Source organism: Xenorhabdus kozodoii, from assembly GCF_002632875.1.
GTDB classification, from domain to species: domain Bacteria; phylum Pseudomonadota; class Gammaproteobacteria; order Enterobacterales; family Enterobacteriaceae; genus Xenorhabdus; species Xenorhabdus kozodoii.
This window is the reverse complement of record NZ_NJCX01000016.1, coordinates 105,571-118,007: the sequence shown is the minus strand read 5'-3', so window position 1 is coordinate 118,007 and position 12,437 is coordinate 105,571. Positions and strand designations below refer to the sequence as shown.

The 12,437-nt window shown below is 40.3% G+C and carries 10 protein-coding genes and 1 pseudogene; 9 read left to right on the top strand and 2 right to left on the bottom strand.

Going from position 1 to position 12,437, the window contains the following annotated elements; genetic code table 11:
- The 7 genes and pseudogenes from Xkoz_RS12310 to ttcA all read left to right on the top strand — a co-directional run.
- A pseudogene (locus Xkoz_RS12310) lies at positions 1 to 372 on the top strand (DUF2345 domain-containing protein); the annotation flags it as partial.
- Entirely contained in the window at positions 372 to 1,157 is a 786-nt protein-coding gene (locus Xkoz_RS12305; protein WP_244183467.1) for a DUF4123 domain-containing protein, read from the top strand. The pseudogene Xkoz_RS12310 and the gene Xkoz_RS12305, both read left to right, overlap by 1 nt.
- Positions 1,158 to 1,178: 21 nt before the next feature.
- The gene (locus Xkoz_RS12300; RefSeq protein ID WP_099142441.1) at positions 1,179 to 3,044 is read left to right on the top strand and encodes a lipase family protein; all 1,866 of its coding nucleotides are present in this window, start codon (positions 1,179 to 1,181) and stop codon (positions 3,042 to 3,044) included.
- A 5-nt stretch (positions 3,045 to 3,049) separates the two neighbouring features.
- A complete protein-coding gene (locus Xkoz_RS12295) occupies positions 3,050 to 3,835 on the top strand; it encodes a hypothetical protein (protein ID WP_099142440.1) in 786 nt (261 codons plus the stop codon).
- A gap of 248 nt (positions 3,836 to 4,083) precedes the next feature.
- On the top strand, positions 4,084 to 4,362 hold the full coding sequence (locus Xkoz_RS12290) for a hypothetical protein (RefSeq protein ID WP_099142439.1): 279 nt from the start codon (positions 4,084 to 4,086) through the stop codon (positions 4,360 to 4,362).
- Between the two features lie 336 nt (positions 4,363 to 4,698).
- Positions 4,699 to 4,932 carry a hypothetical protein gene (locus tag Xkoz_RS12285; protein ID WP_099142438.1) on the top strand — a complete coding sequence of 78 codons (234 nt, stop codon included), beginning with the start codon at positions 4,699 to 4,701 and terminating at the stop codon, positions 4,930 to 4,932.
- Positions 4,933 to 5,548: 616 nt separating this feature from the next.
- A complete protein-coding gene (gene ttcA / locus Xkoz_RS12280) occupies positions 5,549 to 6,442 on the top strand; it encodes a tRNA 2-thiocytidine(32) synthetase TtcA (RefSeq protein WP_099142437.1) in 894 nt (297 codons plus the stop codon).
- A 239-nt stretch (positions 6,443 to 6,681) separates the two neighbouring features.
- Here ttcA and zntB read toward each other — a convergent pair whose 3' ends face one another.
- Together zntB and Xkoz_RS12270 are read right to left on the bottom strand one after the other, a co-directional pair.
- On the bottom strand, positions 6,682 to 7,665 hold the full coding sequence (gene zntB, locus Xkoz_RS12275) for a zinc transporter ZntB (RefSeq protein WP_099142436.1): 984 nt from the start codon (positions 7,663 to 7,665) through the stop codon (positions 6,682 to 6,684).
- Between the two features lie 45 nt (positions 7,666 to 7,710).
- The gene (locus tag Xkoz_RS12270; protein WP_208615254.1) at positions 7,711 to 9,351 is read right to left on the bottom strand and encodes a peptide ABC transporter substrate-binding protein; all 1,641 of its coding nucleotides are present in this window, start codon (positions 9,349 to 9,351) and stop codon (positions 7,711 to 7,713) included.
- Between the two features lie 147 nt (positions 9,352 to 9,498).
- Here Xkoz_RS12270 and tpx point away from each other — a divergent pair, with 147 nt between their 5' ends.
- Both tpx and Xkoz_RS12260 read left to right on the top strand, forming a co-directional pair.
- Positions 9,499 to 10,002 (top strand): thiol peroxidase, encoded by a 504-nt coding sequence (gene tpx, locus Xkoz_RS12265; RefSeq protein WP_099142434.1) that lies wholly within the window; start codon positions 9,499 to 9,501, stop codon positions 10,000 to 10,002.
- 489 nt (positions 10,003 to 10,491) lie between these two features.
- Positions 10,492 to 12,408, top strand: coding sequence for a type VI secretion system Vgr family protein (locus Xkoz_RS12260; protein ID WP_099142433.1), 1,917 nt, complete (start codon positions 10,492 to 10,494; stop codon positions 12,406 to 12,408).
- Positions 12,409 to 12,437: the final 29 nt, after the last annotated feature.

Here is a 12,437-nt window from a genome sequence, read left to right as displayed (position 1 = left end):
CGCAAAATCACCACGGAGGGTGATGTCTCCCACCGGATTGCCGGCAGCCAGCATATTCAGGCCGGCGACGCCACCGTGATTGACAGCGGGCAGGAAATCCACCTGAAAAGTGGCGGCAAAGTGGTGCTGGAGGCGGCATCAGAAATCACGCTGAAAGCGGGCGGCAGTTTTTTGAAAGTCACGCCGGGCGGCATTCTCTCTTCCCCGATTAATGTCGGGCAGGGTTCCGCTGGCAGCGGGCGCGGGCTGGCACTGCAATTGCCGGAAGGCGTGGCGCCGTTGCCGGACGTTAAGTTCGCCGCTAAACCTGCCTGTGCCATTCTCGCACAGCAAGAGGAAAACTGGGTTATCACCGGAACAGAGGAAGCATGATGGAAGCGACTAATTGGGAAAATTGGTTATCACAGCAGGGCAAAGGAGAGTGTTATTTTCTGGTCAACAGTCTGGCAGAACCGAACCCGGTCCAGACTTTCTACCTTAACGGCTGGACAGAGGAGGCATTTCCGCTCTACAGCGGCACACCAATGAATGCCCTTTTGTCACAAAGCCCGTGGCTGATTAACCCCAAAGCAACATGCCTGCCGGAACTGGCTCTGCTGCTGGATAAACACGAGTTCAGCGATGCCAGTTGGGGCTGGGGCTATCGCAGCACCTTGCCGTGGACATTTCAGTTAGCACACTGGCGGTTGCACCAACAGGTGTTGCTGCGCGGCCAAATGGTGGTTTTACGCCTGATGGATAATCGTATCCTCACACCGCTGTTGCCTGCCCTGAAACCGGGTGATTGGCGTGAACTCTTAACCCCAATCAATGAGCTAATGATCGATACCCCCCAACCGTATTGCTATTACCGGCCAGAAAATTGCCCGCAGGAATTGGCGGAGAATCTATTTGTGCTGGGTGATCATTTAATTGAAGCCCGTTATGCCGCCGATTCAACCCTCAATAACCTGGCTTACGCGTTAAGTTGCCAGCTTTGGGAAGAAAATCCCGAATTGGCATTGAAACAGGATGCACCGGAAGGACAATTACAAAACAACATCTTGGCGTGGCTGAAACAGGCGAGGGATGAAAAACGTAGCCTGCATAAGTTAACGGTTGGGCATTTTATTACTGATAGCCAAGGCGTTGCCCTCAACGAGCACATTGACGGATAAACAAAATATAAGGAAGAAAATATGAAACCATTAGATCCGACGAATTGCATTGATTGTCAAAAGATACTGAAACACTGGATTGAATTTCAGCTTGTGGATGAGCAGGGTCAGCCACTGGTGGGAATGCCTTATAAATTGATCAGTCAGGGGAATAAAAAAGATATCCGCACAGGTACTACTGATGGAGAAGGATTACTGCGGGAAGAAAACTTACCCCCAATGCCAGTAAGACTTTGGGTTGACGCACAAAAACTCACTGATGAAATGGAATTCAGGCAATTAAGGACAGTTCGTGGGCCTCTGGGTTCAAAGGTTCGGCATAATGCCAAAGCACAAGGTCACTCTTATCGTTATGTTAAAATTGGTGATCTTTGTGACCAGACTCCAGTAATTGAAGGTTGGGTAAAAACCGAACTTCCTAAATATCACTTCCCTGATAATAAATTTCAGGGGTTTCGTGCCGTGTTTATGGATGAACGCTGGGTATTGGAAGTCTGTCCTTACCGTGCCTGGGTATTATTATTACACCATCAACCCGAATATTCGCTGGTAAATGCCTATAATCAAGGTTTAATGTCTGTGTTGGTTTATGCCAATGCTACAGATAATGGCGATAAAAAGGCTAAAGAGTACCGTGGTTCTGTTTTTCATTTCTTTAAAGAACAGCTCCTCGATTTATCTTGTTTACCTAATCGAATTGAAAAAAAAGATTTCCAACCGATTGTGTATGATGTTCCTTTCAGGGATCGTTATATAGTCGTGGAATTTATTGATACTGAAGATGATTTAGATACACAAATGTTTTACGTCGCAAATAGCAAGGAATTGATTATCAGTTGGCGAGGCACAGCCAGTTTTACAGATGCTGTTATTACGGATTTAAATTTTAAACCGACTAAATTACCCAGTGATTTTATTGGAAAAGGTCGGGTGCATGATGGTTTCTGGAAAGCTTTTTGGGCTGGAATGAATAAACCAACCATAAGAAAAGCAAGTGTCTTTGATGATATAAAGGAACTAAGAAAAGATAGAAAAATATTTATTTGCGGCCATAGCTTAGGTGGTGCGCTGGCATTAATTCATAGTGTACAACTAAAAGAATACAATCCCTGTTTATATACCTATGGCATGCCCAGAGTATTCACATACAGTGCAATAATGGAAATTCAGGACATTATTCATTATCGCCATATTAATCGAAATGATTTAGTTCCTGGCGTCCCTTTCGAAAAAGATATGCATAATTATTATTTTGAAAATGGCTGGGATTCCTTTGGTTATGCCGTAGAGGCATTAGATTCTCCAGTCGGCCGCAAAGTTGCATCTTTCAATACATCTCTAAATATTTTGACACCCGCAGCAATGCTTAGTAACCATATGGATAAAGTAAAATCCAATGATTTATTTTTACATCAAGGGAAAACCGTTCATTTATATAAAGGGGAGATTATATATGACTCTACTGCGAATATAGTTTCCCCAATAAATATCACCAAAAAATTAGAGTTTAATTTCTATTTGGTTCCATCACTATTACCCAACGACTCTGCCATCGAAAAATTTTTCCCAAATAATAAACAACCCAATAAATCAACCTCACAAAATATATTCCACCATTTCAGCGGGGTTTACATGGATTTTATAAAAGAAAAACTTATTTCATTATGCACTCCTGAGCATAATGTACTTTACAAAGAAAACATGAAAATTTTTGAAGATAAGATGAATCAACAAAAAAATGCATTGAAAGAGGAATATTTTAATTATCAGTATTTTTTAAAATTGGAACAACAAATTGGATTGCGCTTATCTTTTAGTCAAGAAAGTGAATCAGGAAAACGGGCACTTGCTTATTTTTCATATAACGAGAAAGCTAATCAGGACTAATCGGCATGAATAAAATGAAATTTATCTTTATAACGACAATTACGCCATTCCTATCAGGATGTGGTGAAATTATTGATTCCCAAATCGATAAACATTTTCCAATCAATCCACAATACGATGGCCAATCTATTATAATATCCAGTATTCCACCACATAATACCGAACCAAGGATTTTTGCAGAGTATTTATCTAGTAAATGCACAACAATTCAATTAGATTCAGATTTTTTTCCAAGCGGGAAAAAATATAGAAAAAGAGAAATTGAATGGGACATAAAAATTAATAAAAATGATAAATTAGAAACAAAAATTCCTATAAATGGAAGGGGTTGGTGTAACTGGGAACTAAGCAAAATTATAATAGGGCTCTCTTACAATGAAAAAAAATTCACCTATAAAAACATCAAAATTAATACAGGTGACACACTTACTGTCCATATAAAAAATATAGATGACGAAAAAAATAATAAAACCGAACAAAACAAATTAAATAATACTATTAACTATACCTCTACACTTTATCCCATTTATAAAGAACTTGAAGGGGAATATACCAGGGTATTTTTCATCAAACCCAATGGTGAAAGAGAGCCAATCATTTCTCTATCAAAAAAAATGAATGGGTATATTTATTATAATCCAAAGTTAGATGAAACAAAAGTAACTAAAATTATTATCCCAGCAACTAAAGAACCCGCCAGGGTTGAATATCCAGATGGAAGAATCGAGTTAAACAGAGATTATATTGATTATTGGAAAATAAACAATACAAGCCAATGGGAAAAGAAATAATCATTTATTAATTTTCCACTAACATCAGGAACCAAGTAAGAGTGGCTATCAAGGTTCCTGATGCTGATATTAAATAGTGTGATATATCTCGTGTTTTTCATCCGTATTGCCCTGAGATAATTAACCGTGTTATTATTTAGACTATACTCACAATGTTTTAATCGGAGTGAATGTACAGACAATTTATTAACTCCCTCTGAACATCAAAAGCCAGGATAAAATGAAAAATAGAATAAGGGGTTATCGGCATGAATAAAATAAAATTTATCTTTATAACGACAATTACGCCATTCCTATCAGGATGTGGTGAAATTATTGATTCCCAAATCGATAAACATTTACCAATCAATCCACAATATGATGGCCAATCTATTATAATATCCAGCATTCCACCACATAATACCGAGCCAAGAATTTTAGCTGAATACTTTTCTAGTAAATGCACAACAATTCAATTAGATTCGGATTTTTTCCCAAGCGGGAAAAATATAGGAAAAGAGAAATTGAATGGACATAAAATTAAATAAAAACAATAAATTAGAAACAAGCATCCCCATTAATGGACGAGGATGGTGTGACTGGAAATTAAACACAATTCAAATGGGACTTGAATATGATGAAAAAAAATCAGTGATAAAAATCTTCAGATCAGCTCTGGGAAAATGGTTACATTCTATATAGAAAACATGGAAGACAAAAAAACAACAAAATTAAACAAGGTAAATTAAATAATACTATTAACTATACCTCTACACTTTATCCCGTCTATACGCATTAAACTTCAAGTTGCAATTTACAACACGATATGAAACCTGATTTCTCCCCGCGAAGCGGGGAGAAATCACACGCATTTTGAAGTTAGATTGGTATATAAAAAGTTTAAAGAAGAATATACCCGGGTATTTTTCATCAAACCCAATGGTGAAAGAGACCCAATCATTTCCTTATCAAAAAAAATGAATAGGTATATTTATTATAATCCAAAGTTAGATGAAACAAAAGTAACTAAAATTATTATCCCAGCAACTAAAGAACCCGCCAGGGTTGAATATCCAGATGGAAGAATAGAGTTAAACAGAGATTATATTGATTATTGAAAAATAAACAATACAAGCCAATGGGAAAGAAAATAATCATTTATTCACCTCCCTTAACATCAGGAACCAAAATAAAAATAACCAAGGTTCCTGATTAACAACGTAAGTACATTTACCAACTAAAAAATAATTCAGCCTATAAAGTTATCCACTATAGATAAATAATCATCACCGTTAATCATCCCTGTAAAAACAACCAAAAAAACAATACATTATGCAATATGATTTAATCAGCTTTCATTGCCAATATAAAAATAATTAATGCGCTATCAATAAAAGACAATATATCAAAACCAGCTATCTTAATTGTTGGCTGTATATTTTATGACTCCCTTTCCCCTAAATTTTAGTATATACCCGTCGTCTTTCAAGTTGCCGCTTTGTTGGCTGCATCTTGAAATCCATAGGGTATAGGCTAAATAACAATTCAAAATTGTCGGGCACGTCCTGACTCTCCATATCGCAAGGAATCAGGGATCTCGCTCAAAAAGGATTTATAACTCTGTCCAGGCACAGATATGTTTCAAACAAAAAGAAAAATCCGTATAATCCTTTGCCTGCAAAAAATCCATATAAGAATCTACAGTCGATACAATCGGCAATGTGAGAAGTCGCAATGAATCAAAAAGATACGAGAAAAGAGACACTTGAATTCAACAAACTCCAGAAACGCCTGAGGAGAAACGTTGGTAATGCCATCATTGATTACAATATGATTGAAAATAATGATGTTGTAATGGCATGTATCAGTGGTGGCAAAGATTCATTCGCGATGTTGGATATCTTGTTGAATCTGCAAAAAGCGGCACCAATAAAATTCAAAGTCGTTGCAGTGAACCTGGATCAAAAGCAGCCGGGCTTTCCTGAGCACATTTTACCCCAATATTTTGAAAGCCTGGATATTCCATACTACATTGTCGATAAAGATACCTACTCTGTGGTTAAAGAAAAAGTCCCTGAAGGCAAAACGACCTGTGGGTTGTGTTCAAGGTTACGTCGCGGCACCCTCTACTCTTTTGCAGAAAAAATCGGGGCAACAAAGATTGCACTTGGGCATCATCTTGATGACATCGTTGAAACGCTGTTCCTGAATATGTTCCATGGCGCACGCATGAAAGCTATGCCGCCAAAGTTACGTTCTGACGATGGCCGCAATGTCGTTATAAGGCCGCTGGCCTATTGCCGGGAAGCAGACCTGATTGACTATGCGGAAAACAAAAAATTCCCGATCATTCCCTGCAATCTATGCGGTTCCCAAGAGAACCTACAACGGCAAGCGATCAAAGCAATGTTGGTAGACTGGGATAAGAAGACACCAGGCCGGGTAGAAAATATTTTCAAATCTATTCAAAATGTTAGCCCAAGCCAATTGGCAGACAAAACTATTTTTGATTTTGTTAACTTGCCATTGCATCGCGAGGGGGAAAGGGAAGAGTATGCTTTTAACGAAGCCGTGGTATCGTCAACTAACATTGATGAATCCCTGTTTATCGATGTGACAAACATTTAAAAATCAGTATCCAGCAGAAACCGGATATCCCCAATAGCAGCAAAAAAATAGCCGATACTAAAACAAGTATCGGCATAATTAATGAGCAATTATTCTGTACAAAACTCAATATGAGAAAAACGACAATTTATGGAGCACAACGTGTATCACCAACGTTGTATTCACCTGCGGGATCTATAGTGCCTTAATTATGGGCGTCGATTATTGATATATCTCAAACCCGATAACATTATTCTTCCCTACAGCCAATTACTTCGCCTTAACCACCACGCGAAAATCACCATCAATAGTGATAACAAAAGCGTAAATAAGCCGAATCCAAACGGGTACGCATTGCCCGGAATTCCGCCCAAGTTGACACCGAATAATCCCGTTAAAAAAGTGGTTGGCAAGAATACCATTGCCAATAGGGACATCATGTAAGTACGACGGTTCATGGCATCCGCCATCATGGACGTGATCTCATCCGCAAGAACCGCAGTGCGGGCAATGCAACCATCAAGATCATCGATTCCCCTGCTCAACCGATCCGCAATTTCCTGCATCAAACTGCGTTCTTCATCACTCATCCAAGGCAATTTTTCACTGGCCAAACGGATAAAAATATCCCGCTGCGGTGCCATATATCGGCGCAAAACGATTAGTTGTTTACGCAGCAAGACCAATTCCCCGCGACCAGGAACTTTCTGCTCCAAGATATCGTCTTCAAATTCAATCAGGTTGTCATGCAGCTCTTCAATAAAATCATTGGCTTCATCAGTAATGGCTCCCGCGATTTCCACCAGCCAATTGCCTGTGCTTTTTGCCCCAACGCCGTTGTGCAGATCATCCAAAACTTGATCGATGGAATGAATTTTTCGGTGTCGGCTGGAGATGATAACTTTGTCATTAATATAGATGCGAAACGAAACCAGATGATCGGGACGCGCATTGTCATTACGGTTCACCGACCTCAAGGTAATCAAAGTGCCTTCACCGGTACGCAGGATCTTTGGACGAATATTATCACTGACTAGCCCGTCCTTTACCGGAAGCGGTAGCAAGGTTGTATTCATGAGCCATTGATGGCTATCTGGATTTTTATAATCAAGATGTTGCCAAACTGGCTGCTCTGCTGTTACGAGTGAATCTTCCCCAAATGCCGTAATACCGCCCTTACCGTTTAACTGACAGGCATAAATTGCATTTGAATCTTTAAATACCGAGCCATAGATCGTTTCCACATCTGCTCCTTGTTTGTAGCTAAATTTCGCGCCTAACTTTTATGCTTAATCGGGTTTCTTAATGATATACATGGTATGACTATAGGCGACATCTTCAGGATTGGTGATCGGGTATCCTTTTAACCACGGTTTGATCAATCGCCCATTGGTGTATTGATAAATGGGCGCGATGGGTACGTGTTCGGCGATCATTTTTTCTGCCTGGTTGTAAGCACGGTTTCTGGTTGCATCATCAGTTTCATAGCTGGCAGCCTTCAGCAGTGCATCATAGTCAGCATTATGGAACTTCGCGATATTGCCACTGTGGGCAGATGTCAAAAGAGACAGAAAACTTGATGGTTCATTATAATCCCCCGTCCAGGAGGCTCTCACCACATCGAAATTCCCCGTATTACGGCTATCCACATAGGTCTTCCATTCTTGGTTAACCAGTTTGACCTCCACACCCAGTTTTTTCTTCCATTCGGAACTAATTGCAATCGCTATTCGCTGGTTGTTTTCTAATTTGTTATAAAGCAATGAGATCTTTAACGGATTTTCAGGGCCATATCCCGCGGCTGTCAGTAATTCCCTTGCCTGGGCATCCAACGCTTGTTGAGCCAAAGTTTCCAGTCGGCTTTTCTCTGGCTTGAACCCCGCTGTAACATCTGGGGTGAAATGCCAGGCAGGCTTTTCCCCTGTCCCGACTATTTTTTTCGCAATCAAATTTCTGTCTATGGTCATTGAAAGCGCTTGCCTGACCCGAATATCATTCGTTGGTGCCCGCTGGATATTAAAAGCATAGTAGTATGTTCCCAATTGATCTGGCGTAAAGACTTGGCCAGGAAGCGTTTTCAGCAATTTCTGATACCTATTTTTAGGAAAAGATTCCGTGATATCCAGATCTCCCGCCAAATAACGCTTGGTTGCATGAGATTCCTGGTTAATCGGCATAAAAGTGACTTTTGTCAGTATGGTGTTTTGGTGATCCCAGTAATGCGGATTCGGTGTCAGGACAATTTTTTCATTCACAACGCGCCCGGTTAGCGTAAACGCCCCATTACCCATCAAATTCCCTAACCGTGTCCAATTTTTACCGTATTTTTCAATACATTGTTTGTTGACGGGATAAAGGCTAAAGTTGGTAGCCATGCTAGGGAAATAAGGCACAGGACGATTCAGGGTGACTTTCAGTGTGTAAGGATCGGGAGCCTCTACCCCCAATTTTTCTGGCGATAGCTTTCCATCAATAATTTCCTGGGCATTCTCAATGCCCGACAAGGCAGCAAACCAAGAAAAAGTCGAGGCGTTTGCCGGATTGACTAATCTTTGCCAGCTATAAACAAAGTCAGAGGCCGTGACATTGTCACCACTAGACCAGCGAGCATCCTGACGTAATGTGAATATCCATACTTTGTTATCCTCGGTCTTCCAATCAATCGCAACACCTGGAACGGGTTGGCCGTCAGCATCTTGATTGACCAAACCTTCAAACAGATCACGTAGTACCTGCGCCTCTGTTAAGCCAAAAGATTTTATTGGATCCAGCGATGCAGGTTCATCTTTTAACTGACGAACCAATTCCTGACGGGGATCAAGTTGAGTGCCATCAGGAACGTAGGCCGCAGAGACAGAAAAAGAAACGCCCACCAGCAACAATACTGAGGGAAGTAACGTAAAATTATGCATGATTTTTGCCTTGTGCATCTCATATTCACCCTAAAAATAAATTATAAGACATTGTTAATTAAAGGAAGGAAGGGGATTTCATGAATATTGCATCTATTTTTGTGGGCAAGATCGCACTATTCCTTTACACTGACGACGCAGTTTACTTTATAGAGGGATTAAACCATGACACAAACAGTCAAGTTTCAAGGTGGTGATATCACCGTTAGCGGAGATTTTCCACAGGCAGGTCAAGCAGCAAAAGAGTTTACGCTAGTCGCTAAAGATCTTGCTGATGTAACATTAAGCCACTACGCGGGTAAACGTAAAGTGCTTAATATCTTCCCAAGCATTGATACCGGTGTTTGTGCCACATCTGTCCGTAAATTTAACCAACTCGCCAGTGAATTGGATAATACTGTTGTATTGTGCATTTCAGCCGATTTACCTTTTGCTCAGTCTCGTTTTTGTGGCTCTGAAGGCCTGTCCAATGTTGTCACCCTTTCTACGCTGCGTGGCGGGAACTTTCAGGAAGATTACGGCGTTGCAATAAGCGAAGGCCCATTGGGTGGACTGACTGCACGTGCTGTCGTTGTTCTGGATGAAAATAACCAGGTTATTTATAGCCAGTTGGTCGATGAAATTACCAACGAACCTGACTATGACAGCGCATTGGCAGCATTAAAATAATTGTTTTATTATTAATAGTTATATTGCTTTTGTGCTTTAACACAGCAACATATTGTTTTTAAAGTTTATATCTGGCGACGATAAAATTATTCATTGTGATTTTATCGTCGCCAATTTATTTTGTATCACCTCACCTAACGGTTAAGAATAATTAACCAGTGCCAAAAACTCTCTTTTTCTTTTCAATTGAAAAACATTTTTAAATCAAAAAATTGTCTTCATTATTACGCTAACGGTAACCTGTTTTACAACTCCTCTCTTTATATTCACAAATTCACATTGCCAATAACCAAAAAGAAACATTGGTTATAATCTTGTTGCAAAATAATTTTCTATATGGAATATTGCATATCGATTAATAACAACAGTGATCAAATTCATTGCTGACTGGGTTAATCGTAGCAATCAGTAGACAAGGTATTTTGATTTGTTTTCTGAACCTTAACTTAAAGGCTCATGCGGTAGCTTTGGTCTCACAAGGAGATTTCAATGGAAAGGAACATTATAGCTCACTCCTCATTAGGCGATGACTCATTGATTTTTAAATCATTGAAAGGAAAAGAAAAACTATCAACCATTTATAGTTTTGAAGTGGAGCTTTTCAGTGAAAAAAAGGATCTTGATATCAAAGAGTTACGAAACAAACCTATTTCAATAGAGATAAAGAACCCTGCCAATATTTCAGAAAAACCGCGTTTTCTAAGTGGAATTGTCCGCGAAGCCACTATCTGTGGTTATTATGACAATTACCACTATTTATATAAGGTCATTATCCAACCTGCGTTATTCATTCTCACTTTAAACAAAGATTTCAGAATCTGGCAGAAAAAGACGGTTCCTGAAATTATTCAGGATGTTCTTAATAAATATAAAATAAAGTTTAAAAATGAACTCAATGCAAAATACCAGCCATTAGAATATTGCACCCAATATAAAGAAACTGATTTCGATTTTTTGAGCCGGTTAATGGAACGTGAAGGAATTTATTACTATTTCCAGCACGATAAGAATGATCACACGCTTATATTGGCTGATTCCCCCCAATCCCATTCAGCGTTACCAGAGCATGCTGCTATTGAATATTATCCAAGCCATTTTCCACCGAGAGACAAAGACAAAAGTTATCTGTACGACTGGATGGTCAGTTATTCAATCAATCCCAAGCTCTATACCCTGAGTGACTATAATTTCCTTAAGCCCAATGCACAGCTAAAAGAAACCCAGCAAAATCCAGATCCAACAGCACCAAAAACAGAACTGTTTGAGTGGCCGGGGAATTATACCGAAAATGCGCAAGGACAATTTTATGTCCGAATACTACAACAATCCTATACCGCGCAAGATCAGTATATAAAAGCGAAAAGCATAGAATCCGGCATTGCTCCAGGTTACACCTTTACATTATCAAAAGCCCTGCGGGATGGAGATAACGGCGACTACCTTATTGTCAGTGCCAATTATGAGCTTCATGAAAACCCCTATATTCTGGGAGACAATGCGGCTGATGACGACAACATAAACAAAATGCTCACCGAGTTCACAGCCATCCCCGCTAAAGTCAACTGGCGCGCCCCTCGCACAACGTCATGGCCCATAGCCGGTACTGAACGAGCCACCGTTGTCGGGGCAAGCGGCAAGACCATTTGGACCGATGAACATGGCAGAGTCAAGCTCAAGTTTCACTGGGACAGAAGCGATACAAAAGACGATAAAAGTTCCTGTTGGGTACGGGTATCCAATAATTGGGCGGGCGCAAAATTTGGGGCGATACAGGTGCCCAGAGTGGGCGAAGAAGTTATTGTCAATTTCATTAATAACAACCCAGACGAGCCGCTCGTCGTGGGACGTAATTTCAACCAAAATAATATGCCTCCCTGGGAATTACCCGCAGAAGCCACCAAAATGGGGATAATGTCACGCAGTTTGGAGGGGGGAAAAGATAACGCCAGTTATTTGTTGATTGATGATGCCCAAGGCAAAGAGTCCTTCGAAATCCATGCCGAGAAAGACATGCAAATCTCTGTGGAACACGATCAAACCGTTTCCATTGAGGGTGCCTCCACCACAACAATCAAAAACAAACAACAGACCACCGTGACCAATGGCAAGGAAATCGAAGTCACCAGTGGCGGGATCCAATATAAAATTTCTGACGGATATAAAGCCGATATCACGGGTGATAAATCAGAAAAAATCAGCGGCGCTTATCAGTTAGATATTGGGCGTAATTTTGCTAACAGCATCAGTGGAAATTACAACCTGAATGTGACGGGGAATAAGAGTGAATCAGTGACAGGAAGCGCCGAAGTCAAAGCCAGCAAGTTGTCCCTGGCATCGAGTTCCACATTAGATATTAACGGCGCTGCAAAGGTTTCCATAACGGCGGGACTCATCCTATTGGGTTAAGTACCCCATTAAAAAGATTTATTCGGGGC

What these genes read in the sequence shown, in the direction of transcription:
- Xkoz_RS12305 (WP_244183467.1), top strand. Translation starts at nt 372, where the DNA reads ATGGAAGCGACTAATTGGGAAAATTGGTTATCACAGCAGGGCAAAGGA.
- Xkoz_RS12300 (WP_099142441.1), top strand. Translation starts at nt 1,179, where the DNA reads ATGAAACCATTAGATCCGACGAATTGCATTGATTGTCAAAAGATACTG.
- Xkoz_RS12295 (WP_099142440.1), top strand. Translation starts at nt 3,050, where the DNA reads ATGAATAAAATGAAATTTATCTTTATAACGACAATTACGCCATTCCTA.
- Xkoz_RS12290 (WP_099142439.1), top strand. Translation starts at nt 4,084, where the DNA reads ATGAATAAAATAAAATTTATCTTTATAACGACAATTACGCCATTCCTA.
- ttcA (WP_099142437.1), top strand. Translation starts at nt 5,549, where the DNA reads ATGAATCAAAAAGATACGAGAAAAGAGACACTTGAATTCAACAAACTC.
- Xkoz_RS12270 (WP_208615254.1), bottom strand. Translation starts at nt 9,351, where the DNA reads ATGCACAAGGCAAAAATCATGCATAATTTTACGTTACTTCCCTCAGTA.
- tpx (WP_099142434.1), top strand. Translation starts at nt 9,499, where the DNA reads ATGACACAAACAGTCAAGTTTCAAGGTGGTGATATCACCGTTAGCGGA.
- Xkoz_RS12260 (WP_099142433.1), top strand. Translation starts at nt 10,492, where the DNA reads ATGGAAAGGAACATTATAGCTCACTCCTCATTAGGCGATGACTCATTG.